This is a genomic window from Mycobacterium sp. 852013-50091_SCH5140682, assembly GCF_001665685.1.
Classification (GTDB): Bacteria; Actinomycetota; Actinomycetes; order Mycobacteriales; family Mycobacteriaceae; genus Mycobacterium.
In genome coordinates this window covers 32328-58301 of record NZ_LZTB01000142.1, presented here as the reverse complement: position 1 = coordinate 58301, position 25974 = coordinate 32328, and the positions used below count along the sequence as shown (strand labels likewise).

The following is a 25974-nucleotide window of genomic DNA, read 5'->3' as shown; positions in this document are numbered from 1 at the left end:
TATGCGATCGTCGGCAGCGTCAGATGTGTATAAGAGCGGCACTCAGGACTGCGATTCGAATCAATTAACCGTCAGTTGACCGACGACAGCAGGTTCATGGCCGATGCCTTGGAGATCTGCCAGCCGGTGGGGCTGGGGCCGGCCACGAACTGGATGTTCTGGGTGGCGGTGTCGCCGAGGTTCGACGTCGCGGTGACGTCGGCGGTGGCAACGCCGCCCTCGTTGTCGATGTTTGCGACGCTGAAGGTCAGCGGGAACTTGCCTTCGGCTGCGGCCCGGCTGTAGGCGCGGTCCGCAGCGATGCTCTCGATCCGGCCGATGCCGCCCTGGATGTAGGGCGCCTTGCCGCTGAACGAACCACCGCTGGCCAGCGCCTGCAGGGTCTGGGTCAGGGCCGACTGCAGCTCGGGCGCGGGGGCCTGCGGCAGCGGCGCGTCGAACACGACCGGCTGCACAGCCGGGGCGGACGAGAGGGTGCTGGATGCAATGGACGTCACACCTGCCGCGGCACCGCCCACGACAGCGGCCGCTCCTGCGGCTGCGACAAAGCCGGTAACGAGGGATTTCAGGGTCACGACATTCCTTTCGATCGGACCAACTCAAACAAGAGGCTAACAGTGGCGCTGGTGTGTCGAGTTCCTAGACCACACACAAAGGCTGAATCGCCGGTAGCGTTGAAGTTGTTACTGCACCAACTTCCGGTGCGGGAGGGAGCGCAAGATGAGCGAGTCAGAGCGTTCGGACGGTTTCGCCGAGGGCTTCCCGGGCGGCCACTCGGCGCCGGGACCCAGCGAAGAAGTTGCCGAGCTGGAGTCGTTGCGCCGCGAGGCCGCAATCCTGCGCGAGCAATTGGAAAACGCGGTCGGTCCGCAGAGCGGTTTGCGAAGTGCTCGGGACGTGCATCAGCTTGAGGCACGGATCGATTCGCTGGCCGCGCGCAACGCCAAGTTGATGGACACCCTCAAGGAGGCCCGTCAGCAGCTGCTTGCCCTGCGCGAGGAGGTCGACCGGCTGGGTCAGCCACCCAGCGGATATGGCGTACTGCTGTCCACCCACGACGACGACACCGTCGACGTGTTCACCTCCGGCCGCAAGATGCGGTTGACGTGCTCGCCCAACATCGAGACGGCCACGCTCAAGCAAGGTCAGACGGTGCGGCTCAACGAGGCCCTGACGGTCGTCGAGGCGGGCAGCTTCGAGGCCGTCGGCGAGATCAGCACGCTGCGCGAGATCCTGGACGACGGGCACCGCGCTCTGGTGGTCGGGCACGCCGACGAGGAACGCATCGTGTGGCTGGCAGAGCCGTTGGTGGCCGCCAGCGAGCTCCCCGACGACGCGGGTGTGCTGGTCGACGACGGTCGGCCGCGCAAGCTGCGTCCGGGCGACTCGCTGCTGGTCGACACCAAGGCCGGCTACGCGTTCGAACGCATTCCCAAGGCCGAGGTCGAGGACCTGGTGCTGGAGGAGGTGCCCGACGTCAGCTACCTCGACATCGGTGGCCTCAGCCGGCAGATCGAGCAGATCCGCGACGCCGTCGAGCTGCCGTTCCTGCACAAGGAGCTCTACAAGGAGTACTCGCTGCGTCCGCCCAAGGGCGTGCTCCTCTACGGCCCTCCCGGCTGCGGTAAGACGCTGATCGCCAAGGCCGTGGCCAACTCGTTGGCCAAGAAGATGGCCGAGGTGCGTGGCGACGACGCGCGCGATGCGAAGAGCTACTTCCTCAACATCAAAGGCCCCGAGCTGCTCAACAAGTTCGTCGGCGAGACCGAACGGCACATCCGGCTGATCTTCCAGCGGGCCAGGGAGAAGGCTTCCGAGGGCACCCCGGTGATCGTGTTCTTCGACGAGATGGACTCGATATTCCGCACCCGCGGCACCGGAGTCAGCTCCGATGTCGAGACGACCGTTGTGCCTCAGTTGCTCTCGGAGATCGACGGTGTCGAGGGCCTGGAGAACGTCATCGTCATCGGTGCATCCAACCGTGAGGACATGATTGATCCGGCGATCCTGCGGCCCGGCCGTCTGGACGTCAAGATCAAGATCGAGCGGCCGGACGCCGAATCGGCACAGGACATCTTCTCCAAGTACCTCACCGAGGATCTGCCCATCCACGCCGACGATCTCGCCGAGTTCGGCAGCGACCGTGCGCTGTGCATCAAGGCGATGATCGAGAAGGTTGTCGACCGGATGTACGCCGAGATCGACGACAACCGGTTCCTGGAGGTCACCTACGCCAACGGTGACAAGGAAGTCATGTACTTCAAGGACTTCAACTCCGGCGCGATGATCCAGAACGTGGTGGACCGGGCGAAGAAGAACGCGATCAAGGCCGTGCTCGAGACCGGTCAGCCGGGCCTGCGGATCCAGCATCTGCTCGACTCGATCGTCGACGAGTTCGCCGAGAACGAGGATCTGCCGAACACCACCAATCCCGACGACTGGGCCCGGATCTCGGGCAAGAAGGGCGAGCGGATCGTGTACATCCGCACGCTGGTCACCGGGAAGAGCTCGAGTGCGTCTCGGGCGATCGATACCGAGTCGAACCTGGGTCAGTACCTGTAGCCGATGTCGTCGCGCCCGCCAGGGCCCGGTAGCTGGTGTTCCACAGCCACTCCACCGGGCCCCGGCGGAACCGGCGCAGCCACAGGTGCGCGAACGTCACGATCACCGTCACCACCGTGAGATAGATCGCGATGGTGACGGGCACCCGGTGCTGCGGCGGCGTGGCCGCGGCGAGGCCGAGCCCCCAGCCATAGCACAGTGCCGAGGCGACGAGGTTCTGTAACACGTAGCTGGACAGCGCCATTCGGCCCACCTCCGCCAGCCGCCTGCCGGCCCACCCGGGTGTGGGCCTGCGCGTGTAGAACTCGGCGACCGCGGACAGGATCGCCAGCGAGACCACGGGTGCCACGCCGTAGCGCGCCAGCAGCACGCCGACGCCGCCCGCGCCGACCTCCAACGCGATGTCGACCGGCGCGGCGACGGCGAAACCCAGCCACATCAGCCTGCGGCGCAGCGCGGCTCCCCGCGGGTCAAGGATGCCGGCGTGAAACAGCCTGGCGCCCAGCAGAAACAGCGCGATCGACATCGGGAAAATCAGTACCGTTTCGAGCCGGAACAGCACGACGTGATCGAGCCGGAACGCCACCAGATCCCAGAACGAGCCGTCGGCATAGGGATTGGGGTCGAGCCGCCGCGGTGGTCCGTCGGTGTGCGGCAGCATCAGCAGACCCACGGTGAGCGTTGTCAGCAAGGCAACGTGCACGGTGGCGGCGACCGCGATGATGCGGCGTTGGGTGCGTGGCGATGTCACCAGCAGGTAGGACACGATCCACCCGGTGATGGCGTAGCCGGTCAGCACGTCGAACTCCGTCAGCAGGACGAAATGCACGACGCCGTCGAGCAAGAGCAGCACCGCACGCCAGGGATAACTCCCGGGCCAGCGCCCGCCCGCGCGCAGTGCCGAACGTTGCTGCAGGGCAAGGCCGATGCCGAACATGATGGTCAGCAGGCCGAGGAACTTGCCCTGCGCGAGGAGCTGCAACACCACTTCGAGGGGGCGCCATCGATCTGGTGTGCTGCCGCCGAGGTAGCCCACCATGCCTTCGGGGTTGGTGAAGATCCAGATGTTGGTACCGAGCGTGCCCAGGATCGCGATACCGCGCAGAACGTCCAGGGAATGCAGACGTGACGAGGACATGTGTGCGGACGCTACCATACGATCGTATGGGCACGGCTATCATCGCCGTGTGAGCGAGCCGTATGAGCGGATGGCCGAAGCGGTGCTGGCGGTTCTGGTGGCCGACGGCTTCGAGGGCGTTTCGGTGCGCAAAGTGGCTGCGCGCGCTGATGTTTCGATCGGAGCGGTGCAGCACCATTTCCCGACCAAGGACGCGATGCTCGCGGCGGCGATGGACCGCGCCGGGGAACGCTTCGCCGCGCGGCTCGATGAACAGATGCGGCCCGATATGAGCGCCGCTGAGCGCCTGGAGACGCTGGCCGTTGCCCTGGTGTGCCCGAATCCGCGGGATCGTGACATCAGCGTGGCATGGGTGCTGCGGCTGGCGCGGGCTGCCGTGCACGAACCCACCGCTGTGCGGCATCGGGCGGACTGGGCCCGCGTGGCGGACTGGTTGCGGGCGCTGATCGCCGAGGCTGCGCCTACGGTCGACGCCGGGACGGCAGCGGTCGAATTACTCGCGCTCCTCGACGGTTTGGCGTGTTCGGTGGCGGTCGAGCCGCAGCGGGTCGGCCGCGAGCTGGCGGAGCGGATCGCGCGAAGCCATGTCAGGCGTCTGCTGAGCTGATCTCCGCCGCGACGGCGCGCAGCTCGTCGAGTACCGCGCCGACGGCAGGGCGCGTTGCGGCGCCCGCGCGGGTGACGGCCTCGACGCGACGAGCCACGGTGATGTCGCTGACCGGTAACCGGACGAGCGGGCGGGTCAGCAGGACGTAACGCGGTATCAGCGCGATGCCCAAACCCGCGTGGACGAGTTCTTCGACGACGCGGAAGTCGTTGACCCGCTGGGTGATGCGTGGCTGCACGCCGGTCAGCAGCGCGATCGAATTCAGGACGTCGTCGACCATGAGGCCGCCCTCGACCCCGATCCACTGGTCGTCGGTCAACTCGGCGAGCCGGACCTGATGACGGCGGGCCAGCCGGTGCTCGGCCGACATCGCCACGTCGAGCGGCTCGCGCAAGAGCTCGGTCGCGGTGAAACGTGGTCCCCAGTCCGACGTGTCGCGCTCGTCGCGGTGGACCACGACGATGTCGAACTCGGCGAGCTGTTGCGGGGCGCGGGATGCCGGGACGTCGATGTCGCGGCCGATCACTTCGACGCCACGCTCACGCGCGCGGATGATCAACGGGGCCAACAGCATTGCCGCACCCGAGGGGAAGGACGACACGCTGACCGTGCCCCGCGGCGACGTCCGGTAGCTGTCCATCTCCGCGCGCGCCCGCTCGAGGGCGGCCAGCACGGCGTCCGCATGGCCCACCAGCACCCGGCCGGCGTCGGTCAGCCGCACCCTGCGGCCGACCGGCTCGATCAGCGCGACCCCCGCCTCGCGCTGGAGGGTCTTGAGCTGCTGGGACACCGCCGACGGCGTCATCGACAGCACGTCGGCCACGGCGGCGACGGTGCCGTGATCGGCGAGTTCGCGCAACATGCGCAGGCGGCCGGCATCCATGAAGAAATTCTACATATTATCGGAAGAATCATTAGCTTGACTGAACTTGTACGGCGCAACAAGCTGTAGCCATGCCCAACCGGACCGCCGACCTAGCGCTGCTCGGTGTCGCCGTCGTGTGGGGTTCGAGCTACCTTGCGACCAAAGAACTGGCGACCGGCGACACCGTATTCGCCGTGCTGGCACTGCGGTTCGTCATCGCCGTGGCGGCGCTGGGGGTGTTGACCGGGCCCCGGTTGCGACGGGTCACCGCGCCGGAGGTGGCGGCAGGGGTGCTGTGCGGCGGCGTCCTGTGGGCCGTATACGCGTGCGAAACCTACGGTGTCACTCGCACGTCGGCGTCCAACGCGGGGTTGTTGATGGCGTTGACGATCGTCGTGACGCCGCTGCTGCAGGGGGTGCGCAGCGTCCCGGCCCGCTTCTACGCGGCGGGTTCGCTAGCTGTCTTGGGGTGCGTATTGCTCACGCAGGCACAGGGGTTCGGGCCGCCAGGGATCGGTGACGCGGTGATCGGCGTGGCGGCGGTGCTGCGGGCCGGACATGTCACTCTGCTGGGCCGGATGACGGCGGCGCGCGAGCTCAACATCACCCGGATGGCCGTGGTGCAGTTGGCGACGGTCGCCGTCCTCTCGGTGGGCTTGGCCACCGCCACAGGGGAGCCGGTGTACGTCTTCGCGGGCGGCATGGGTACCGGCGACTGGCTCCTGTTGCTGTATCTGGCGTTGGCCTGCACGGTGTTTGCGTTCGTAGTGCAGCTGCGCGCTGTGCAACGAAGTACGCCGGCGCGGGTGAGCCTACTGCTGGGAACCGAACCGCTGTGGGCCGCCGTCATCGGTGTGACCCTGGCATCCGATCCGGTCACCGCGGCGGGGGTGGGCGGTGCGGCGTTGGTGGTCTGCGGCGCGGTCTGGGGTCAGCGGGTGCTTGTGCCGGTCGCGGAGCCGGTGTCGCGGTCTGAGAGTCGTGCCCCGATCGGCTGACATTCGGTGCCTGTCGGTGTCGAAATGCCCTCGAAATCGGCGGCCGGAATTCGGGGAAATGCGCATTTATTGACGCGCCGTAAAGGTGTCTATTTCGTTGCGGAAATGGTGTGAATAGGCCGGTTTTCTGGCGCATTGTTTCAGGTTTACGGGAGCCCGTGCGCTGGGCCTCGTGACGGCCTTCGAGCGATTATAACGATTTGATAACGGTGGCGAAGTTCACCCGATGGCCGGTGGCTGCGGGATAACCGCAGATCAGCGCGGTGTGGGGAAGGCGCCCGGCGGTGCCTGGGCAGGCCATCCGGCTTGATCAACCGCCCCCGGTGTGCTTACGGTCAGGGCACCGATGACTTGAACTGATGACTATTGATGACTGTTCGGTGGTGACTTCTAACTCGATATGCACGTTTACAACAGCGCCCCGCCGCGCGTCTGCGCACAGCCGGGACGAGATACGTCAGGCCCGGATGCCCGCAGCGAATTGCTGCGACCGCCACGTGCCGATGACGCGATGGCGATCCGCGATCTGGCCGCACAAACTCAGGTGCTCGACCTGAACTCGACTTACGCCTACCTGCTGTTGGCGACCGATTTCGCCGCCACCTCGATCGTGGCCGAGCGGGGTGGTGACCTGCGAGGGTTCATCACCGGCTATCACCCGCCGCCGCGACCGGACGTACTGTTCGTCTGGCAGGTCGCCGTGGCTCCGTCGGAGCAAGGCAGTGGGTTGGCCAGCGCCATGATCGATGCGCTGGTAAACAGGGTCCGGGCCGACCGGCGCGGACATCCGGTCACCGTCGAAGCGACTGTCTCGCCGGACAATTCGGCATCCCGGGCGTTCTTCGGTGCCTTTGCGCGCCGGCACGGCGTCGCACTCGTCGAGGAGCCCCATTTCGGCGGCGAACTGCTCGCCGCCGACCTCAGCCACGACGACGAGCCGATCCTGCGGATCGGCCCGATCGCCGCAGCGCTGCCCAACTGATTTCTGACCGGGCAGCTGTGGTCGCCGAGCACGTACGGCCAAGGTGCCCAATCGAATTCCCCAATTGAATCCATTGAACCGATCGGAAGGATCTCCCTTGCTGCTCGCCGAAACCGCGCCCCTGACCGAGGATCGTCTGCCTGATGTGTTCTCCTCGGTGGAGTCCGAGGTTCGCAGCTATTGCCGTGGCTGGCCGACTGTCATGCAGAGCGCCAGCGACTCCTGGGTGACCGACACCGAAGGGCGCCGCTACATCGATTTCTTCGCCGGTGCGGGTGCGCTGAACTACGGTCACAACAACCCGCTGCTCAAGGCTCCGTTGCTGGACTACCTGGCCTCCGACGGGATCGTGCACTCACTCGACATCGCGACGGAAGCCAAGCAGCGCTTCCTGGAGACCTTTGCGCGGGTGATCCTGGAACCCCGGGGCCTGGATTTCAAAGTGCAGTTCCCCGGGCCGACGGGAGCCAATGCCGTCGAGTCGGCGCTCAAGCTGGCTCGCAAGGTCACAGGTCGTGAATCAATTGTCAGCTTCACCAACGCCTTTCACGGAATGACCCTCGGCGCGCTTTCGGTGACCGGCAATTCGATGAAGCGTGCCGGGGCAGGCATCCCGCTGGTGCATGCCACCCCCATGCCGTACGACAACTACTTCGGTGGGGTCACCGAGGACTTCCACTGGTTCGAGCGGGTGCTCGACGATTCGGGCAGCGGGCTCAACCGTCCCGCCGCGGTGATCGTGGAAACCGTGCAAGGCGAAGGCGGTTTGAACGTCGCCCGTCTCGAGTGGCTGCAGGCGCTGTCGGACCTGTGCCGTACCCGTGACATCCTGCTCATCGTCGACGACGTCCAAATGGGCTGCGGCCGTACCGGTCCGTTCTTCAGCTTCGAAGCCGCGGGCATCGTTCCCGACATCGTCACCCTGTCGAAGTCCATCAGCGGCTACGGCCTACCCATGGCGTTGACGCTGTTCCGCAGGGATCTTGACGTGTGGGCGCCGGGCGAGCACAACGGCACCTTCCGTGGTCACAACCCGGCGTTTATCACCGCCACAAAGGCTCTTGAAACCTATTGGGCAACACCGGAATTTGCTCAGGACACGGCCCGCAAGGGAAAGCTGGTGCGAGCCCGCCTCGATGAGATCGAGCAGCGCCACCGCGGCGTCACAGCCCGTGGGCGAGGCATGGCACAGGGGTTGAAATTCGATGACGCCGATCAGGCCGCGAAGGTGTGCCGGACCGCGTTCGACCTCGGCGTGCTGATGGAGACCAGCGGTCCCTCCGACGAAGTCGTCAAGCTGCTGCCACCCCTGACCACGTCGGAACCCGACCTGCAAAAGGGTCTGGACATCCTCGACGAATCCGTTTCCGCCATCCTGAACTGAGGAGCAAGACACCCAATGATCGTGCGTACCACCGCCGAGATCACCGGCACCGCCCGCGACGTCGCCGACGCCAACTGGCGGTCCAAGAGGATCATCCTGGCCGGCGACGGCGTCGGGTTCTCCTTCCACGAGACGACCATCAACGCGTCCTCGGTCAGCGAGTTCCACTACCAGCACCACGTCGAGGCGGTGTGGGTCGTGGAAGGCACCGGAACGTTGACCAACCTGGAGACCGGCGAGAATCATCCGCTCGCGCCGGGCACCATGTATCTGCTCAACGGCCATGAGCGCCACCGGGTTACCTGCGAGACGCAGATGCGCATGCTGTGCGTGTTCAACCCGCCGGTGACCGGGCAGGAAGTGCACGACGAGACCGGCGCGTACCCGGCGCCGCAGTCGGTCGCATGAGCGACCCCTATCCCACCCGGCTCGATCACGCCATCGCGCCGATCCCACGTCAGGAACCCGCGGTGTGGGGCACCGAATCCGACGGGCCGCTCGTCCAACAGCAGCTGGACTGGTTCACCGCGCAGGGGTACCTGGTGCGACCGGACACCGTCTCCGACGATCGGCTGCCTGCGCTGCGGCACGAATTGGACCGGATCGCAGCCGATCTGGACGCAGACGACCCGCGCGTGATCAGAGAGCCCGGTGGATCCATCCGGTCGATCTTCGAGCCGCATCTGCTCAGTGAGCTTGTCGCGCAGGTGGTTCGGCTGGACACCGTGCTACCGGTGGCGCGTCAGCTGCTGGGTAGCGACGTGTACATCCACCAGGCCAGGATCAACCTGATGCCCGGTTTCACCGGCACCGGTTTCTACTGGCATTCCGATTTCGAGACCTGGCACGCCGAGGACGGCATGCCCTCGATCCGGGCGGTGTCGTGTTCGATCGCGCTTACGCACAACTACCCGTTCAACGGGTCGCTGATGGTGATACCCGGATCGCACCACACGTTCTATCCGTGCGTGGGTGCGACGCCGGACAACAATCACGACACGTCGCTGGTCGTCCAGAACGTCGGCGTCCCCGACGAGACGACGCTCACCAAGGCCGTCGACCACGACGGGATCGACCAGTTCACCGGCCCGCCGGGCTCGGCGCTCTGGTTCGATGCGAACCTGCTGCACGGATCGGGCTCCAACATCACGCCGCTGCCGCGGTCGAACATCTTCCTGGTGTTCAACTCGGTGGAGAACCAACTGGGGGAGCCTTTCGCGGCACCCCGGCGCAGGCCGGAATACCTGGCGGCCCGGTGCGCAGACCGCGTCACCTAGGCTGGGCATATGCAACGGATTATCGGAACTGAGGTCGAGTACGGCATATCCTCGCCCTCCGATCCGACAGCCAATCCGATCTTGACGTCGACTCAGGCGGTTCTGGCGTACGCGGCAGCCGCCGGTATCCAGCGGGCCAAGCGCACGCGGTGGGACTACGAGGTCGAATCGCCGCTGCGCGATGCCCGCGGGTTCGACCTGTCGCGGGCGTCGGGCCCGCCGCCGATCGTCGACGCCGACGAGGTCGGTGCGGCCAACATGATTCTCACCAACGGCGCCCGGCTCTACGTCGACCACGCCCACCCGGAGTACTCCGCACCCGAGTGCACCGATCCGATGGACGCGGTGATCTGGGACAAGGCGGGCGAACGCGTCATGGAGGCCGCGGCCCGCCACGTCGCCAGTGTCCCCGGCGCCGTCAAGCTGCAGCTCTACAAGAACAACGTGGACGGCAAGGGCGCGTCGTACGGCTCGCACGAGAACTACCTGATGAGCCGGCAGACGCCGTTCACCTCCGTCATCGCGGGATTCACCCCGTTCCTGGTCTCGCGCCAGGTGGTGACCGGTTCCGGCCGGGTGGGGATCGGGCCGTCGGGCGACGATCCGGGGTTCCAGCTGTCGCAGCGGGCCGATTACATCGAGGTCGAGGTCGGCCTGGAGACCACGCTCAAACGCGGCATCATCAACACCCGCGACGAGCCGCACGCCGACGCCGACAAGTACCGGCGGCTGCACGTCATCATCGGCGACGCGAACTTGGCCGAGACCTCGACCTATCTCAAGCTCGGCACCAGCTCGCTGGTGCTGGACCTGATCGAGGAGGGCATCGACCTCTCCGACCTGGCCCTGGCCCGGCCGGTGCACGCGGTGCATGTGATCAGCCGCGATCCGTCGCTGCGGGCCACCGTGGCCCTCGCCGACGGCCGCGAAGTGACCGCGCTCGCGCTGCAGCGGATGTACCTGGACCGGGTTGCCAAGCTGGTGGACAGCCGCGATCCCGACCCGCGGGCCAGCCACGTCGTCGAGACCTGGGCCGAGGTGCTCGACCTTCTCGAGCGCGACCCCATGGAATGCGCCGAGATCCTCGACTGGCCGGCCAAGCTGCGGCTGCTGGAAGGCTTCCGGCGCCGTGAGAACCTGGCGTGGTCGGCACCGCGCTTGCACCTGGTGGACCTGCAGTATTCCGACGTCCGGCTGGACAAGGGCCTGTACAACCGGCTGGTGGCACGCGGTTCGATGAAGCGGCTCGTCACCGAGCAGCAGGTCCTCGACGCGGTCGACAACCCGCCGACCGACACCCGCGCGTACTTCCGTGGCGAGTGCTTGCGCCGGTTCGGGGCCGACATCGCGGCGGCGAGCTGGGATTCGGTGATATTCGATCTCGGTGGCGATTCGCTCGTGCGGATTCCAACCCTGGAACCGCTGCGCGGCAGCAAAGCGCATGTGGGAGCGCTGCTGGACTCGGTGGACAGCGCCGCCGAGTTGGTCGAACAGCTCACAACCTGACCGGTTGTGATCCCGGGCAATTCGGGTATTGACCGGTACTGTGGAAGAACCGGCAGGGCGCCCGCGCCAGCCGATGACTATGCAGGAGGCAGCGATGGCTCAAGAGCAGACCAAGCGTGGTGGCGGCGGCGGTGACGACGACGACGTCTCCGGCGCCTCGGCCGCAGGCCAGGAGCGTCGCGAGAAGCTGACCGAGGAAACCGACGACCTGCTGGACGAGATCGACGACGTGCTGGAGGAGAACGCCGAAGACTTCGTGCGCGCGTACGTCCAAAAGGGCGGCCAGTGACCTGGCACGACAACCTGCCCTCATTTCTCTCCGGAACACCAGCGATAACTGCAGATTTGTCGTCTTTCTCGGACCTGCTCCGTCGTCAGGCCCCTGATCTGCTGCCGGTCAACCGGATGGCGGACGGGTCGTCCATCGGCGCGGCATCACACGGCACCACGGCCGAATTCGCGCCGCACGGAACGACAATCGTCGCGATCAAGTACCCAGGCGGTGTCGTCATCGCCGGTGACCGGCGGGCCACGCAGGGCAACATGATCGCCAGCCGCGACGTGGAGAAGGTGCACATCGCCGACGACTACACCGCGACCGGCATCGCCGGTACCGCCGCCATCGCGGTCGAGTTCGCGCGGCTCTACGCCGTCGAACTCGAGCACTATGAAAAGGTCGAAGGCGTGCCGCTCACCTTCCGCGGCAAGGTGAACCGCCTGGCAACCATGGTGCGCGGCAATCTCGGCGCGGCTCTTCAGGGTTTCGTGGCACTGCCCCTGCTGGTGGGCTACGACCTCAACGACGCCGACCCGGCCAACGCAGGCCGCATCGTCTCGTTCGACGCCGCAGGTGGCTGGAACATCGAGGAAGAGGGCTACCAGTCGGTGGGTTCGGGTTCGCTGTTCGCCCGGTCGTCGATCAAGAAGCTGTATCCGACGGTCACCGACGCCGAGTCGGCGCTCAAGGTGGCCATCGAGGCGCTCTACGATGCCGCGGACGACGATTCCGCCACGGGCGGGCCGGATCTGGTGCGCGGCATCTACCCGACCGCGGTGACCATCGGAGCCGAGGGCGCCGAGGAGATCACCGAGGCGCGTATCGCCGAACTGGCCCGTGAGGTGATCGAAAGCCGCACCGCAACGAAAGGTGACGGCTGATGAGCTTCCCGTATTTCATATCGCCTGAGCAGGCGATGCGTGAGCGGTCTGAGCTGGCCCGCAAGGGCATTGCCCGTGGTCGCAGCGTGGTGGTGCTGGCCTACGACAGCGGTGTGTTGTTCGTGGCCGAGAATCCGTCCCGTTCGCTGCAGAAAGTCAGCGAGCTCTACGACCGTGTCGGTTTCGCCGCGGTCGGCAGGTTCAGCGAGTTCGACAAGTTGCGGGTCGGCGGCATCCAATACGCGGATACCCGCGGCTACGCATACGACCGCCGGGACGTCACCGGTCGCCAGCTGGCCAATGTGTACGCCCAGACGCTGGGCACCATCTTCACCGAGCAGCCCAAGCCCTTCGAGGTCGAGTTGTGCGTGGCCGAGGTTGCGCACTACGGCGAGACGAAAGCCCCTGAGCTCTACCGGATCACCTATGACGGATCGATCGCCGACGAACCGCACTACGTGGTGATGGGCGGCACGACCGAGCCCATCGTGGCCAAACTCGGCGAGTCGTATACCGAAAACGCCGATCTGGGGGCGGCCGTGAAGATCGCCGTCGAGGCGCTCAGCTCCGGTGCCGAAGGTTCCGAACGGCGCAAACTCGGCCCCTCGACCCTCGAGGTGGCGGTCCTCGACGCCAAGCGGCCCCGCCGGTGTTTCCGACGGATCACCGGGCCCGCCCTGGAAACGCTGCTGCCCGAACCGGATCCGGATAAGGCGCCGGCCGAGTAGCCGACGTGGACGACGGGGGAGCTCCACCGGCCGCCCCGCGCGGCTACCGGCCCAGCCGGGCTCAGTGGTCATTGGCGGGCCTGATCGTTGCGTTCGTCGTCGGCGTCGTGCTGTTCAAGGTCATCAAGGGTTTCGGCCTCGGGCAGAGCGCCGCGTTCTACATCGGGATCCCCACGGTGCTCGCGTTGATTCTGACGCTCACCGCAAACCCGGACCGGCTGATCTCCATGACGCTCAAGGCGATCACCATCCTGCTGCTGCTCGCCATCCCGGTGGCCGGCGAGGGTTTCGTGTGCGTGATCATCGCCGCACCGTTGTTCTACGCGGTCGGGATCATCGTGGCGTTGATCGTGGGGGCCGTGCGCAAGTCCGGTCGGCCGCCCGGCGCTCGCATCGTGGTGCTGCCTGCCGTCGCACTGGTGCTCTCGCTCGAAGGAGTCGTGCCCGCCCTGACGCTGCCGGGCGACAGCACTGTGACGGCCACGCGCACGGTCGCAGCCACACCCGACCAAGTGGCGGCTGCGCTGGCCCGTCCGCTGCGGTTCGGCGATGTGAAGCCATCTGGTGTTCTCGGGCTCGGCTTTCCGCAGCCATTAATGGACCACGGCAGCGGTTTGGCGGTGGGGGACCGCCGAGTGGTGATGTTCGCCGGAGCGCACCACCGGCCCGGGTTCATCGCGCAGCACCACTGGGGTGAGGCGCAGTCCGCACTGGAATTCCAGATTGCCTCCAGGACACCGGACTCCGTGCAGCTGGTGCCGGTCTCGGACGACACCCCGCTGGCAACCTGGCTGACCTGGCGTTCGTCCGACGTGAGCTGGCGTGCCGTCGACGCCGAGCACACCGAGATCACCTGGTCGCTGAGCTACACGCGGCGGCTGGCGCCGGCCTGGTATTTCGGGCCGATCGAGCATGTGGTGACCCAGCGCGCCGCGGGTTACCTGCTCGACGCTGTCGATCTCCGGCCGTGACCACCGGGCTGGACGTCGCGACGCTGCGCAACGGTGCTGTGCTGGTCCCGGCGCTGCTGGCAGGCGCGTTGTGGGTCGCAGCGCCCGCAGAACGGGTCGGTGCGGCGCTCGCGACACTGTGGAATGTGGTGTGGCTGGCGGCGCTGAACGCCGTCGCGGTCGAGGCGGGCTGGTGGGCCTTCGGGACCGATGGGCTGATGTGGTCGGGGGTGCCTCTCGACGTGGTGCTCGGCTGGGCGCTGCTGTGGGGCGCGGTGCCGGTGCTGTTGATGAGGTGGGTGAATCCCCTTGTGACAGTTGCCGTTCTGGTGGCCGCAGACATCGTGGCGATGGGTGGTTTGGCGCCATTGGTATCGCTGCGGTCTGGTTGGTGGGCCGGCGAACTGCTTGGCGTTCTGCTCTGCCTGCTCCCCGCGGTGCTGCTGGGCTGGGCGACCGCAGCCGGGCGCATGCTGTGGGTGCGGGCCGGTCTGCAGGTGGTGCTGTTCGGTGCATTGCTGCTGTTCGTCATACCCGCGGCGACGTTCGCTCTCACCGGCACGTCCTGGCTGCAGGCATGGCACCGGATCGGCGGCCCCGCGGACTGGGCCCTGCTGCAGATCGCGGCGGTGTTGGTGGTGATCGCACTGAGTGCGGTGGCGGAGTTCGCCCGCCACGGCGGCACGCCGTTCCCGTGGGACCCTCCGCAGGCCTTGGTGACCTCCGGGCCCTACGCCTACCTCGCCAACCCCATGCAGGTGTGCGCGGTGCTGCTGCTGGTGACGGCGGCGGCACTGGTCGGCGCACCGGGGCTGGTGCTGGCCGCGGCCATAAGCGTGGTGTTCAGCGCAGGCATTGCCGGGTGGCACGAACGCGATCAGCTGGTCGCGCGCTTCGGCGCACCGTGGCAGGAGTACCGCCGTGCCGTGCACGACTGGGTGCCACGCCTGCGGCCCTATCCGCACCGCGCACCGGCCCGGTTGTACGTGGCGGTGACGTGTGATCCGTGCAGTCAAGTCGCGGGCTGGCTGCGGCGTCGGCACCCCGTCGCACTGACGCTCGAACCCGCCGAAGATCACCCGCAGGATTTGCGCCGAGTCCGCTACGAGTCGGATTCGGTTGTGCTGCAGGGCACCCGAGCCGTCGGAGCGGCGCTCGAGCACATCTCACTCGGGTGGGCGCTGGTGGGCTGGGTGATGCGGGCACCGGTAATCGGGTGGTTCGTGCAGCTGCTTGCCGACGCGGTCGGGGCGGGACCGCGCTCGGTCAACCGATGACGCGGCGGATCAGCCCGGCGAACTCCTCGGGACACTCCAGCGGGGTGAAATGCCCTGCGGCGTCGGCGGTGTGCATCCGGACGTCGACGAAGTAGTCGTCGAGGCGGTCGGCCCATTCGGTCGGGAACAGCGGGTCTTGCCGGGGCCACAGCACGTCGGTGGGGGCGGTGATCTTGACGGCCCGATCGGGCGGCAGCTCGGTCAACGACTGGGCGACGGTGCCTGCCCCTGCGCGGTACCAGGCCAGTGAGGCGGCGAACGCCCCGGGCAATGCGTAGTCGGAGACGAGCCGGTCCAGGTCCTCCTCGGTGACGGTGAAGCTCGGCCCCGACCAGTGATTCCAGAAGTGCCGCAGATACTCGCGCACGATTTCGGGGTTCCCGTCGATCAGCCGGTCGGCGATCGGCAGCTGGTGAAACGCCTGATACCAGAACTCGTGCTGGGCATGCGGGCTGAGCACCCGGTCACCGGCACCCGGTAGCGGCGGCGAGAGCACGAGCGCCTTGGCCAGGTGGGGGTGCATGCGGGCCACGCTCTGCGCCACCCTGCTGCCGACGTCGTAGCCGGCGAGGATGACTTGGTCGAGGCCCAGTTCGTGGATCAGGCCGACGATGCTGGCCGCTTGGGCCGTCGCGCTGTAAAAGTGCTGCACCGCCACCGCGTGTTTGTCGGAGCCGCCGAATCCGCGCATGTCGGGCACGATCACGTCGGCCACGTCGGTCAGCAGCGGAACCACCTTCCGGTAGTCCCGCCGGGTGCCCGGCCAGCCGTGCAACAGCACGACAGGCGGCCCGCCCGCGATGCCGAGCCGGTCGAAGGCCAATCGGAATCCGTCGACCGGAGCGCTGCGCGAGGACATCGGTCAATTCTCATCCGCAGCCACGGCGTTGGGGGCCAGGTTGGGAAAGGTCGGCGAGATCAGGATGCGGCGGTTTCCCGACGCCAGCCGACGTAGGTCAACCACAGGCCCATCGCCGTGAGCAGCAGGAAGAAGATCCGGGCCGCGAGCAGCAGACCCGGGCTGCTCAGCGTGGTGTCGGCGCCCGTCTGGATCGCCGACGGAAAGGCCATCATCGCTACGCCGCGCAACGCCACGAACCATCCGAACAGCGAGATGAGCACGGCCGTCGCGCTGTACCAGTACTGGTGGAACGCGATCACGATCAAACCCATCATCAACATCGCCGCGCCAAGGATCCAGGGGATCGTGCCGCTGCCGAACAGGTCAGAGAGCAAGTTGCCGAGCTGGGACAACCGGATCGCGATGATGACGGTGGCGACGGCGACGAACGGGCCGAGAACCCGGGCGAAAACACGCGTGCGGTGCCGGGCTTCGGCGGTGGACGTGGGCATCTGACCTCCTGTAATTAATAAACCGACTGACGGTCTATTAATAAGCTAGGCTCGAGGCGCGACGACGTCAACGGAGGCTCATGGCACGCCAGGTGAAGCACGAGGAACACGCCGCACGGCGCAGCGAGATCCTCGACGCCGCGCTGCAACTCATGCACGACAAGGGCTACGCGGCGATGACCATCGAGGATCTGTTGAGCGCCATGCAGATCTCCAAAGGCGCGCTCTACCACTACTTTCGGTCCAAACAAGCGTTGCTGGAAGGCGTCGTCGAGCAGATGGGCGAGAGCGCCACCGCGGGGCTGTGCGACATCATCGACGCTGCCGACACCTCGGCGCTGGACAAGCTGCACGCGTATTTCGCGGCGTCGTACGCGTGGAAGTCGGAGAATCCGACCGCGGTCGCCACCCTGATCCGGCTCTGGCATGACGAGAACAACGCGCTGGTGCGGCAGAAAATGACCCAGGGCTCGATGCGCACCACCGCGCCCTTCCTGGAGGCGATCATCAGGCAGGGCTGCGCGGAAGGCGTCTTCCACACCGACTTCCCACACGAGGCGGCCGGCATCCTCACCGCGATGGGCCTGCATCTGGCGGACGCGTTCATCGACGCCATCGAGGCCGACGGTGCGGTCGGAATCGACATCTCCGGGCCACATGCGCGTAAGGCGGTCGCGGCCTACCAGCAAGCATTCGAGCGCATCCTCGGACTGCCCGACGGCTCGCTCGCCGGCGAACTCTGAAACCTCTCGCCAGCGGCGGCCGTCCGCCGCGACAGTTCGGGCACCTGCCGACGCGACCGCTCGTTGCCAACCGATAGCGAGTGCGACCCCGTAAGCTCGATAGCGTGCAGCGACGAATCATGGGCATCGAGACAGAATTCGGTGTGACCTGCACGTTCCATGGCCATCGCCGGCTCAGTCCCGACGAGGTTGCCCGCTATCTGTTCCGGCGGGTCGTGTCGTGGGGCCGCAGCTCAAACGTCTTCCTCCGCAACGGCGCCCGTTTGTACCTGGATGTGGGCAGTCACCCCGAGTACGCCACAGCCGAATGCGACAACCTCGTTCAGTTGGTCACCCACGACCGCGCCGGTGAGCGCGTACTGGAAGACCTCCTGATCGACGCCGAGCAGCGGCTCGCCGACGAGGGCATCGGCGGTGACATCTATCTGTTCAAGAACAACACCGATTCGGCGGGCAACTCTTACGGCTGCCACGAGAACTACCTCATCGTGCGCGCCGGTGAATTCTCGCGGATCTCCGACGTGCTGTTGCCGTTCCTGGTGACCCGGCAGCTGATCTGCGGTGCGGGCAAGGTGTTGCAGACGCCGAAGGCCGCCACGTTCTGCCTGTCGCAGCGAGCCGAGCACATCTGGGAGGGCGTCTCGAGCGCCACCACCCGATCGCGGCCGATCATCAACACGCGCGACGAGCCGCACGCCGACGCGGAGAAGTACCGGCGGCTGCACGTCATCGTCGGCGACTCCAACATGTGCGAGGCCACCACCATGCTGAAGGTGGGCACCGCCTCACTGGTGCTGGAGATGATCGAGGCGGGCGTGCCGTTCCGCGACTTCTCGCTCGACAACCCCATTCGGGCCATCCGCGAAGTCAGCCACGACCTGACCGGCCGGCGTCCCGTGCGGCTGGCAGGAGGCAGGCAGGCCAGCGCGCTGGACATCCAGCGCGAGTACTACAGCCGTGCTGTCGAATACCTGCAGACCCGCGAAACCAACACCCAGATCGAACAGGTGGTGGATCTGTGGGGCCGCCAACTCGACGCCGTCGAGAGCCAGGACTTCGCCAAGGTCGACACCGAGATCGACTGGGTGATCAAGCGCAAGCTGTTCCAGCGCTACCAGGATCGCTACAACCTGGAACTGTCCGATCCGAAGATCAGCCAGCTCGACCTGGCCTACCACGACATCAAGCGGGGCCGTGGCGTGTTCGACCTGTTGCAGCGCAAGGGCCTGGCCGCCCGGATCGCCACCGACGAAGAGATCGACGCCGCGGTCAACACGCCGCCGCAGACCACGCGCGCCAAGCTGCGCGGTGAATTCATCAGTGCCGCGCAGGAAGCCGGCCGCGACTTCACCGTCGACTGGGTGCACCTCAAGCTCAACGATCAAGCGCAGCGCACCGTGCTGTGCAAAGACCCGTTCCGGTCGGTCGACGAGCGGGTCAAGCGGCTGATCGCCAGCATGTGAGCCGCGCGGGGCGCCGGTGGCGACGCCCCGCCCGACCGCTGCCCGGATCCATCGCGGTTGCCGCCTAAACTCCTTGCTGTGGCGACATCCAAAGTGGAGCGATTGATGAACCTCGTCATCGCGCTGCTGTCCACGCGAACATTCCTGCCTGCGGAGAAGATTCGCGCGAGCGTGGCCGGATACGCCGACAGCCCCAGCGACGAGGCGTTCTCCCGGATGTTCGAGCGCGACAAGAACGAGCTGCGTGATCTCGGCATCCCGCTCGAGACAGGCCGGGTGTCGAAATTCGATCCGACCGAGGGCTACCGGATCAACCGCGACGCGTACGCGCTGCCGCCCGTGCAGTTGACCGGTGACGAGGCCACCGCCGTCGCGGTCGCGACCCAGCTGTGGCAGTCGCCGGAACTGGTCACCGCAACGCAGGGCGCCCTGCTCAAACTGCGCGCCGCCGGGGTGGAGGTCGAGGCTGACGGCGCGGGTGCCGCGATCACCTCCACCGCGGTGCTACCCGGCCTGCGCGGGTCCGAGGAAGTTCTGCGAATCCTGTTGTCCGCCATCGATTCGGGTCATGCTGTGCAATTCGAACACCGGCCGTCGCGTACCGCCGGCTACACCACCCGCACGGTCGAGCCGTGGGGCGTGGTCACCCACCGCGGCCGCTGGTATCTCGTCGGGCACGACCGGGATCGCGACGACACCCGCACGTTTCGGTTGTCCCGCATCGGATCCGGCGTCACGCTCATCGGGGAGGCCGGTGCGGTGCACAAGCCTGACGGCGTGAACGTGCGCGAGATCGTGCGACGCGTCGTCACCGACGTACCCACCGGCGAACGGGCCCGGGTGTGGGTCGCCGGGGGCCGGGCTACGGCGCTCCGCAGGCAGGCCGTCACGACCACCCCGCGCACCCTTGGCGGGCGTGCGGGGGAGGAGATCACCGTCGAACTCGGCATGTACGACCGGCTCGCGCGCGAGATCGCGAGCTACGGTGCTGACGCCGTGGCGCTGGAACCACAGGCGTTGCGCGACGATGTGTTGGACAGGTTGCGGGCGCAGGCGGAACAGGTATGAGCCAGGTTTCGGCCCGGCTGGTCCGGTTGCTCAACATGGTTCCGTACTTCCAGGCCAATCCGAAGGTCACCCGCGCGGAGGCTGCCGACGCCCTTGGGGTCAGCCGCAAACAGCTCGACGCCGATCTCGAACAGCTGTGGATGTGCGGGCTGCCCGGTTACAGCCCCGGCGACCTGATCGACTTCGACTTCACCGACGACACCATCGAGGTGACGTTCTCGGCAGGTGTGGACCAGCCGCTGCGGCTGACCTCGACCGAGGCCACGGTGATCCTGGTGGCGCTGCGGGCGCTGGTGGACGTGCCGGGCATGGTCGATCCGGAGGCCGCGCGCAGCGCGATCGCCAAGATCGAGTCGGCCGCGGGGGCTCAGTTGGCTGCCGTCGACGATCCCGCGCCGACAGAGAGTGAGGCCGCCGCAACCGTGCGTGCGGCCGTGCGCGACGGCCGTGCGGTGACGTTGGAGTACTACTCGGCGTCGCGGGACTCGTTGACCACCCGCATCGTGGACCCGATCCGGGTCGCCCTGGTCGGGGACAACAGCTATCTGGAGGCGTGGTGCCGCAGCGCCGAGGCCGTGCGGCTGTTCCGGCTCGATCGCATCGTCGAGGCGCAGCTGCTCGAGGAGGCCTCGGCTCCGCCTCCGCCTGCCGTGCAGGCCGGTCCTGACACGTCGTTGTTCGACGCCGATCCCGCGCTGCCGGCAGCCACCCTGCTCATCGCGCCCTCGGCGTCGTGGATGTTCGACTACTACCCGCTGCGGGTGCTGACCGAGCTCCCCGACGGTGCGGTCGAGGCGGCCATGACGTTCGCCTCCGAGGAGTGGATGGCCCGCTTTGTGCTGGGCTTCGGTTCTGCGGTGCGCGTGCTGGCACCCGCCTCGTTGGCGCAGCAGGTCCGGGCCGCGGCGGCGGCGGCGCTGGACGCCTACGGCGCGGTAGAGGTTGACGGGTAGACTCGGCGAAGACGTCTGGAGGTAACCAAATTGGGCGGACTACAACCCTGGCACTGGATCATCGTCATCGCGGTGTTCGTGCTGCTGTTCGGTGCGAAAAAGCTTCCCGACGCGGCGCGGTCGCTCGGCAAGTCGATGCGGATCTTCAAGTCGGAGATCAAGGAGATGCAGTCTGAGTCCCGGTCGGAGGAGACTCCGCCGGCGAAGCCGATTGCCTCCGAACGCGCCGACGTGGCAGCTCCCAGGCCCGACGTCGCCGGGCAGGCGACTCCGGCGCCCGAACAGTCCCCGGACCGGCACACGGCCTGACGCGGCCCGACCCTGACCGCGGTTTCCGGCCGCGTCGGTAGGTTGCGTCTTCAACCCCTCACTCCACATACGTGCAGACCTCCGGCATCTTCAGAAAACTCGATCCCCGTCGCCGCCGTTCACGGGTCAATCCCGACGGCACCATGTCGCTGGTCGATCACCTCACCGAGCTGCGATCGCGGCTGCTGATCGCAGTCGCAGCGGTCGTCGTCGCGATGATCTTCGGGTTCTTCTGGTACACCCACGGCATCTTCGGGCTGCACAGCCTGGGCGAATGGCTGCGGGGGCCGTACTGTGCCCTGCCCGCCTCGTCGCGTGCGGCCATCGCACCTGACGGGGAGTGCCGGCTGCTGGCCACCGCGCCCTTCGACCAGTTCATGCTGCGGCTGAAGGTCGCGCTCGCGGCGGGTGTGGTGATGGCCTGCCCGGTGTGGCTCTATCAGATGTGGGCGTTCATCACGCCGGGGCTGTACAAGAAGGAACGCCGCTTCGCGATGGCCTTCGTCGGCGTCGGCGCGCTGCTGTTCGTGACCGGTGCGGTGCTGGCGTACGTGGTGTTGGCCAAGGCGTTGGGCTTCCTGCTGACCGTCGGCAGCGACGTTCAGGTCACCGCGCTCTCGGGTGAGCAGTACTTCGGATTCCTGATCAACCTGCTGCTGGTGTTCGGTATCAGCTTCGAGTTCCCGCTGCTGATCATCATGCTCAACCTTGTCGGCGTGCTCAGCTATCAGAAGCTCAAGGCGTGGCGGCGCGGGTTGATCTTCGGCCTGTTCGTGTTCGCGGCGTTCGCCACACCCGGCTCCGACCCGTTCACGATGCTGGCGTTGTCCTGCGCGCTGTCGCTGCTGTTGGAGTTCGCGATCCAGTTCTCCCGGGTGCATGACCGGCGTAAGGCCCGCTTGGCGGAGGCCGAGGTGGACGACGACGAGGCTGCACCGATCGGCACCGCCGAACCGATCGACGCGCCTGACCCGGTGTCGACGCCGGCAACCACAGCTTCGAAGACGCCACCGGCGTCGCAACCCACCAGGTTCACCATCGATGACGACGCCACCTGAGTCCGGCGAGGCTGCTGACGAGCTGGCCGTATTTACCGCACAGCTGCCTTTCGCTCTCGACGACTTTCAGGTCCGCGCCTGCCGTGCGCTCGAACGCGGCCACGGCGTGCTGGTCTGTGCGCCCACCGGCGCAGGTAAGACGGTGGTCGGAGAATTCGCCGTGCACCTGGCACTGGCGGCCGGGGGCAAGTGCTTCTACACCACGCCGATCAAGGCGCTGAGCAACCAGAAGCACAACGATCTGGTGGCCCGCTACGGCGCCGAGAAGATCGGGCTGCTCACCGGCGATCAGTCCATCAACGGCGACGCCGACGTGGTGGTGATGACCACCGAAGTGCTGCGCAACATGCTGTACGCGAATTCGTCTGCGCTGCACGGGTTGTCCCATGTGGTGATGGACGAGGTGCACTTCCTCGCCGACCGGATGCGCGGCGCGGTGTGGGAGGAGGTGATCCTGCACCTACCGGAGGAGGTGCGGTTGGTCAGCCTCTCGGCCACGGTGAGCAATGCCGAGGAGTTCGGCGGCTGGATCCAGACGGTCCGTGGCGACACCACCGTCGTCGTCGACGAGCACCGGCCCGTGCCGCTGTCTCAGCACATGATGGTGGGCAAGCGGCTGTTCGATCTGTTCGACGGCTCCGACCGCACCTTGGTGGACCCAGATTTGGTGCGGCACATCGCCCATCGCCGCGAGGCCGACCGGCTCGCGGACTGGCAGCCCCGGGGACGCGGGCGCGGTCGGCCGCCGCAGCTGTACCGGCCGCCGAGCCGACCGGACGTGATCGATGTTCTCGACGCCGCGGGTCTGTTGCCCGCGATCACGTTCGTGTTCTCGCGTGCGGGGTGCGATGCGGCGGTCAAGCAGTGTCTGCGGTCGCGGCTACGGCTCACCACCGACGAGGAACGCGCCCGCATCGCGGAGGTGGTGGACCGCCGCTGTGCCGATCTGGCCGAGTCCGATCTGATCGTGCTGGATTACCACGAGTGGCGCGAAGGCCTTTTGCGCGGCCTGGCCGCCCACCACGCCGGCATGTTGCCGACGTTCCGCCACACCGTCGAGGAACTGTTCACCGCCGGTCTGGTGAAGGCCGTATTCGCCACGGAGACACTGGCTTTGGGCATCAACATGCCGGCCCGGACGGTGGTGCTCGAGCGGCTGGTGAAGTACAACGGGGAGCAGCATCTGCCGTTGACGCCCGGGGAGTACACGCAGCTGACCGGGCGGGCCGGTCGCCGTGGCATCGACGTCGAGGGTCACGCCGTGGTGTTGTGGCGGCCCGACGACAGCACGGCCGACCCGGCCGAGGTCGCGGGCCTGGCGTCCACCCGGACGTTCCCGCTGCGCAGTTCCTTTGCGCCGTCGTACAACATGACCATCAATCTGGTCCAGCACATGGGGCCCGAGCAGGCGCACAAGCTGCTGGAGCGGTCTTTCGCGCAGTACCAGGCCGACCGCTCGGTGGTCGGCCTGGTCCGCGGGGTCGCCCGCGGCGAGCGGATGCTCAAAGAGCTGGCCGCCGAACTGGACGGGCACGAGTCCGAGGTGCTCGACTACGCGAGGCTCCGCGCGAAAATCGGTGAGCGAGAACGCGCCCAGTCGCGCGCGTCGCGGCTGCAGCGCAGGCAGGCAGCCAACGACGCGCTGGCAGGCCTACGCCGCGGGGACATCATCACCATCACGCATGGCCGGCGCGGCGGGCTGGCGGTGGTGCTCGAACCAGATCGCGACAGCGACGATCCCCGACCGCTGGTGCTGACCGAACATCATTGGGCGGGCAGGATTTCGTCGTCGGATTACTCGGGCGCGTCGGGACCGCTGGGCACGATGTCGCTCCCCAAACGTGTCGAACACCGCCAGCCGCGGGTGCGCCGCGACCTGGCGTCGGCGCTGCGGTCGGCGGCGGCAGGCTTGGCGCTGCCTGCGGGCAAGCCGAAACGCTCCGGCAGTGCACTGGACCGGGACGTGGACCCGGAATTGGCCGAGCTTCGCGAGCAGTTACGCCGGCACCCGGCGAATCAGCTTGCGAACCGGGAAGCGATGATGCGTATCGCCGAGCGGTATCTGCGCATCGAACGTGACAACGCCCAGATCCAGCAGAAGGTCGCCGCGGCGACGAACTCCCTGGCGCGGACCTTCGACCGCATCGTCGCGCTGCTCAGCGAGCGCGGGTTCATCGAGAACGATTCCGGCGAGCCGAAGGTGACCGACTCCGGCCGGCTGCTGGCCCGCATATACAGCGAAAGCGACCTGCTGGTGGCCGAATGTCTGCGCGGTGGCCTGTGGGAGGGTCTGCAGCCCGCAGAACTTGCAGGAGTGCTCTCGGCGGTGCTCTTCGAGTCGCGCGGCGACACTCCTGCGGTACCCGCAGGTTTCGACATCCCGACGTCCGGTCTGCGGCGGGCGCTGGCCCAAACCCGGCGCCTCTCGGCCGATCTGCGTGCCGACGAGCGCAGACACCGCATCGCGCCGAGCCGCGAAACCGACGAAGGATTCGTGACCGCGGTCTACCGCTGGGCCACCACCGGGGACCTGGCATCCGCGCTGGCCGCATCCGACATCACCGGTTCCGGTTCACCGCTGTCTGCAGGCGATTTCGTACGGTGGTGTCGGCAGGTGCTCGACCTGCTCGACCAGGTGCGAAATGCCGCACCCGCACCGGCACTGCGCAATACCGCGAAACGCGCCATCAACGACGTTCGGCGCGGCGTCGTGGCTGTTGATGCGGGGTAGGGTGTCGGCAGCAGGCAGCGAACAGGATCAAGGAGAGTCATGAGCGGACCGCAGGGATCTGATCCGGCACAGCAGTGGCCCGGTCAGCAGCCCGAGCCCGGTAATGATCAGTCGTCGTCGGGCTCCGACGCGTGGCAGCAGCCTGCCAGCCCCGACGAGCCGACCACGCATGCTCCGACCTGGCAGCCGCCGTCACAGTCGCAACAGCCCGAGCAACAGCAGCCGCAGCAACAGCAGCCGGACTACTCGGCCTATCAGCAGTCCCACTCGGGTTACGCCCAGCCGCAGTACCCGTCGACCGATCAGTACAGCCAGCAGCCTTACGCGCAGCCGGGCCAGTTCGGTCAGCCGGGTCAGCCCGCCCAGATGGGTCAGCCCAGCTTCGGTCAGCCCGGCCAGTACGGTCAGCCGCAGTTCGGCCAGCCTGGGCAGTACGGTCAGCCGCAGTTCGGTCAGCCCGGCCAGCCGGGGCAATTCGGCCAGTACAACCAGCCCGGTGCGGAAGAAGGATCCAAGCGCTCACTCGGCGTGATCCTCGGTGTTGTCGGGGCCCTCGTCGTGCTCCTGCTCGCTGTCGTCGGAGTGCTGGGCTTCTGGAAGCCGGGTTGGTTCGTCACCACCGAACTCGACGTCAACAAGGCCCAAGAAGGCGTGACCAAGATCCTCACCGACGAGGAGAACGGTTACGGCAACAAGAGCGTCTCCGACGTCAACTGCAACGACGGCAAGAACCCCAAGGTCAAGAAGGGTGACACCTTCACGTGCGAGGTCAGCGTCGACGGCACCAAGCGCAAGGTGACGGTGACCTTCCAGAACAACGACGGCACCTACGAGGTCGGCCGGCCCAAGTAGGCCGGCCGCGGA

At 67.0% G+C, this 25974-nt stretch carries 26 protein-coding genes; 21 read left to right on the top strand and 5 right to left on the bottom strand.

The window, feature by feature from the left end; genetic code table 11:
* Positions 1–71: 71 nt before the first annotated feature.
* Positions 72–575: an MTB12 family secreted protein gene (locus tag A5784_RS37300; protein WP_064949876.1), complete on the bottom strand. Its 504-nt coding sequence runs from the start codon at positions 573–575 to the stop codon at positions 72–74.
* A 145-nt stretch (positions 576–720) separates the two neighbouring features.
* Between A5784_RS37300 and arc the strand changes: the two genes are divergently transcribed.
* Entirely contained in the window at positions 721–2562 is a 1842-nt protein-coding gene (gene arc, locus A5784_RS37295) for a proteasome ATPase (RefSeq protein ID WP_064949875.1), read from the top strand.
* Here arc and A5784_RS37290 read toward each other — a convergent pair.
* Positions 2495–3700, bottom strand: a complete 1206-nt coding sequence (locus A5784_RS37290) for a DUF418 domain-containing protein (protein ID WP_064949874.1) — start codon at positions 3698–3700, stop codon at positions 2495–2497. The genes arc and A5784_RS37290 overlap by 68 nt on opposite strands.
* 49 nt (positions 3701–3749) lie before the next feature.
* Here A5784_RS37290 and A5784_RS37285 point away from each other — a divergent pair, with 49 nt between their 5' ends.
* Complete coding sequence (locus tag A5784_RS37285) at positions 3750–4307, top strand: TetR/AcrR family transcriptional regulator (protein ID WP_232006404.1); 558 nt, start codon at positions 3750–3752, stop codon at positions 4305–4307.
* Here A5784_RS37285 and A5784_RS37280 read toward each other — a convergent pair.
* A complete protein-coding gene (locus A5784_RS37280) occupies positions 4288–5190 on the bottom strand; it encodes a LysR family transcriptional regulator (RefSeq protein ID WP_064949873.1) in 903 nt (300 codons plus the stop codon). The two genes, A5784_RS37285 and A5784_RS37280, sit on opposite strands and share 20 nt — an antisense overlap.
* 71 nt (positions 5191–5261) lie before the next feature.
* Here A5784_RS37280 and A5784_RS37275 point away from each other — a divergent pair, with 71 nt between their 5' ends.
* The 11 genes from A5784_RS37275 (at position 5262) to A5784_RS37225 (ending at position 15432) form a co-directional block, all read left to right on the top strand.
* Entirely contained in the window at positions 5262–6170 is a 909-nt protein-coding gene (locus A5784_RS37275) for a DMT family transporter (protein WP_064949872.1), read from the top strand.
* A gap of 400 nt (positions 6171–6570) precedes the next feature.
* Positions 6571–7152 carry a diaminobutyrate acetyltransferase gene (gene ectA, locus A5784_RS37270; protein ID WP_064949871.1) on the top strand — a complete coding sequence of 194 codons (582 nt, stop codon included), beginning with the start codon at positions 6571–6573 and terminating at the stop codon, positions 7150–7152.
* A gap of 97 nt (positions 7153–7249) precedes the next feature.
* Complete coding sequence (gene ectB / locus A5784_RS37265; protein WP_064949870.1) at positions 7250–8536, top strand: diaminobutyrate--2-oxoglutarate transaminase; 1287 nt, start codon at positions 7250–7252, stop codon at positions 8534–8536.
* Positions 8537–8551: 15 nt separating this feature from the next.
* The gene (locus tag A5784_RS37260; protein WP_064949869.1) at positions 8552–8944 is read left to right on the top strand and encodes an ectoine synthase; all 393 of its coding nucleotides are present in this window, start codon (positions 8552–8554) and stop codon (positions 8942–8944) included.
* Complete coding sequence (thpD, locus tag A5784_RS38705) at positions 8941–9813, top strand: ectoine hydroxylase (RefSeq protein ID WP_064949868.1); 873 nt, start codon at positions 8941–8943, stop codon at positions 9811–9813. The genes A5784_RS37260 and thpD overlap by 4 nt, the downstream gene beginning before the upstream one ends.
* Before the next feature lie 9 nt (positions 9814–9822).
* Complete coding sequence (gene dop / locus A5784_RS38700; RefSeq protein ID WP_064949867.1) at positions 9823–11319, top strand: depupylase/deamidase Dop; 1497 nt, start codon at positions 9823–9825, stop codon at positions 11317–11319.
* Between the two features lie 94 nt (positions 11320–11413).
* Positions 11414–11608: a ubiquitin-like protein Pup gene (locus tag A5784_RS37245; RefSeq protein WP_029373000.1), complete on the top strand. Its 195-nt coding sequence runs from the start codon at positions 11414–11416 to the stop codon at positions 11606–11608.
* Positions 11605–12477, top strand: coding sequence for a proteasome subunit beta (gene prcB, locus A5784_RS37240; protein ID WP_197514998.1), 873 nt, complete (start codon positions 11605–11607; stop codon positions 12475–12477). Before A5784_RS37245 ends, prcB begins: the two co-directional genes overlap by 4 nt.
* Complete coding sequence (gene prcA / locus A5784_RS37235; RefSeq protein ID WP_064949866.1) at positions 12477–13205, top strand: proteasome subunit alpha; 729 nt, start codon at positions 12477–12479, stop codon at positions 13203–13205. The genes prcB and prcA overlap by 1 nt, the downstream gene beginning before the upstream one ends.
* Positions 13206–13210: 5 nt before the next feature.
* Positions 13211–14176 (top strand): hypothetical protein, encoded by a 966-nt coding sequence (locus tag A5784_RS37230; protein ID WP_232006402.1) that lies wholly within the window; start codon positions 13211–13213, stop codon positions 14174–14176.
* A complete protein-coding gene (locus A5784_RS37225) occupies positions 14173–15432 on the top strand; it encodes a methyltransferase family protein (RefSeq protein ID WP_064949865.1) in 1260 nt (419 codons plus the stop codon). Before A5784_RS37230 ends, A5784_RS37225 begins: the two co-directional genes overlap by 4 nt.
* On the opposite strand, the gene A5784_RS37220 is transcribed toward A5784_RS37225, so the two are convergent.
* Positions 15422–16291: an alpha/beta fold hydrolase gene (locus A5784_RS37220; protein ID WP_064949864.1), complete on the bottom strand. Its 870-nt coding sequence runs from the start codon at positions 16289–16291 to the stop codon at positions 15422–15424. The genes A5784_RS37225 and A5784_RS37220 overlap by 11 nt on opposite strands.
* A 59-nt stretch (positions 16292–16350) precedes the next feature.
* Positions 16351–16785, bottom strand: a complete 435-nt coding sequence (locus A5784_RS37215; protein WP_064949863.1) for a hypothetical protein — start codon at positions 16783–16785, stop codon at positions 16351–16353.
* An 80-nt stretch (positions 16786–16865) separates the two neighbouring features.
* Between A5784_RS37215 and A5784_RS37210 the strand changes: the two genes are divergently transcribed.
* The 8 genes from A5784_RS37210 to A5784_RS37175 all read left to right on the top strand — a co-directional run bounded on the left by A5784_RS37210 (position 16866) and on the right by A5784_RS37175 (position 25962).
* Complete coding sequence (locus A5784_RS37210; RefSeq protein ID WP_064949862.1) at positions 16866–17528, top strand: TetR/AcrR family transcriptional regulator; 663 nt, start codon at positions 16866–16868, stop codon at positions 17526–17528.
* Positions 17529–17632: 104 nt separating this feature from the next.
* Positions 17633–18991: a Pup--protein ligase gene (pafA, locus tag A5784_RS37205; protein ID WP_156750984.1), complete on the top strand. Its 1359-nt coding sequence runs from the start codon at positions 17633–17635 to the stop codon at positions 18989–18991.
* A gap of 78 nt (positions 18992–19069) precedes the next feature.
* On the top strand, positions 19070–20059 hold the full coding sequence (locus A5784_RS37200) for a helix-turn-helix transcriptional regulator (protein WP_064949860.1): 990 nt from the start codon (positions 19070–19072) through the stop codon (positions 20057–20059).
* Positions 20056–21012 (top strand): helix-turn-helix transcriptional regulator, encoded by a 957-nt coding sequence (locus A5784_RS37195; protein WP_064949859.1) that lies wholly within the window; start codon positions 20056–20058, stop codon positions 21010–21012. The genes A5784_RS37200 and A5784_RS37195 overlap by 4 nt, the downstream gene beginning before the upstream one ends.
* Before the next feature lie 30 nt (positions 21013–21042).
* The gene (tatA, locus tag A5784_RS37190; RefSeq protein WP_064949858.1) at positions 21043–21321 is read left to right on the top strand and encodes a Sec-independent protein translocase subunit TatA; all 279 of its coding nucleotides are present in this window, start codon (positions 21043–21045) and stop codon (positions 21319–21321) included.
* 71 nt (positions 21322–21392) lie between these two features.
* Positions 21393–22379, top strand: a complete 987-nt coding sequence (tatC, locus tag A5784_RS37185) for a twin-arginine translocase subunit TatC (protein ID WP_064949857.1) — start codon at positions 21393–21395, stop codon at positions 22377–22379.
* On the top strand, positions 22363–25110 hold the full coding sequence (locus A5784_RS37180; RefSeq protein ID WP_064949856.1) for a DEAD/DEAH box helicase: 2748 nt from the start codon (positions 22363–22365) through the stop codon (positions 25108–25110). The genes tatC and A5784_RS37180 overlap by 17 nt, the downstream gene beginning before the upstream one ends.
* A 39-nt stretch (positions 25111–25149) precedes the next feature.
* A complete protein-coding gene (locus A5784_RS37175; protein WP_064949855.1) occupies positions 25150–25962 on the top strand; it encodes a DUF4333 domain-containing protein in 813 nt (270 codons plus the stop codon).
* The last annotated feature ends 12 nt before the right edge of the window (positions 25963–25974 follow it).

Excerpts from the sequence above, each read along its gene's own strand:
- arc (WP_064949875.1), top strand. The coding sequence starts at position 721 with ATGAGCGAGTCAGAGCGTTCGGACGGTTTCGCCGAGGGCTTCCCGGGC.
- A5784_RS37290 (WP_064949874.1), bottom strand. The coding sequence starts at position 3,700 with ATGTCCTCGTCACGTCTGCATTCCCTGGACGTTCTGCGCGGTATCGCG.
- A5784_RS37280 (WP_064949873.1), bottom strand. The coding sequence starts at position 5,190 with ATGGATGCCGGCCGCCTGCGCATGTTGCGCGAACTCGCCGATCACGGC.
- A5784_RS37275 (WP_064949872.1), top strand. The coding sequence starts at position 5,262 with ATGCCCAACCGGACCGCCGACCTAGCGCTGCTCGGTGTCGCCGTCGTG.
- ectA (WP_064949871.1), top strand. The coding sequence starts at position 6,571 with ATGCACGTTTACAACAGCGCCCCGCCGCGCGTCTGCGCACAGCCGGGA.
- A5784_RS37260 (WP_064949869.1), top strand. The coding sequence starts at position 8,552 with ATGATCGTGCGTACCACCGCCGAGATCACCGGCACCGCCCGCGACGTC.
- thpD (WP_064949868.1), top strand. The coding sequence starts at position 8,941 with ATGAGCGACCCCTATCCCACCCGGCTCGATCACGCCATCGCGCCGATC.
- dop (WP_064949867.1), top strand. The coding sequence starts at position 9,823 with ATGCAACGGATTATCGGAACTGAGGTCGAGTACGGCATATCCTCGCCC.
- A5784_RS37245 (WP_029373000.1), top strand. The coding sequence starts at position 11,414 with ATGGCTCAAGAGCAGACCAAGCGTGGTGGCGGCGGCGGTGACGACGAC.
- prcA (WP_064949866.1), top strand. The coding sequence starts at position 12,477 with ATGAGCTTCCCGTATTTCATATCGCCTGAGCAGGCGATGCGTGAGCGG.
- A5784_RS37220 (WP_064949864.1), bottom strand. The coding sequence starts at position 16,291 with ATGTCCTCGCGCAGCGCTCCGGTCGACGGATTCCGATTGGCCTTCGAC.
- A5784_RS37215 (WP_064949863.1), bottom strand. The coding sequence starts at position 16,785 with ATGCCCACGTCCACCGCCGAAGCCCGGCACCGCACGCGTGTTTTCGCC.
- A5784_RS37210 (WP_064949862.1), top strand. The coding sequence starts at position 16,866 with ATGGCACGCCAGGTGAAGCACGAGGAACACGCCGCACGGCGCAGCGAG.
- A5784_RS37195 (WP_064949859.1), top strand. The coding sequence starts at position 20,056 with ATGAGCCAGGTTTCGGCCCGGCTGGTCCGGTTGCTCAACATGGTTCCG.
- A5784_RS37180 (WP_064949856.1), top strand. The coding sequence starts at position 22,363 with ATGACGACGCCACCTGAGTCCGGCGAGGCTGCTGACGAGCTGGCCGTA.
- A5784_RS37175 (WP_064949855.1), top strand. The coding sequence starts at position 25,150 with ATGAGCGGACCGCAGGGATCTGATCCGGCACAGCAGTGGCCCGGTCAG.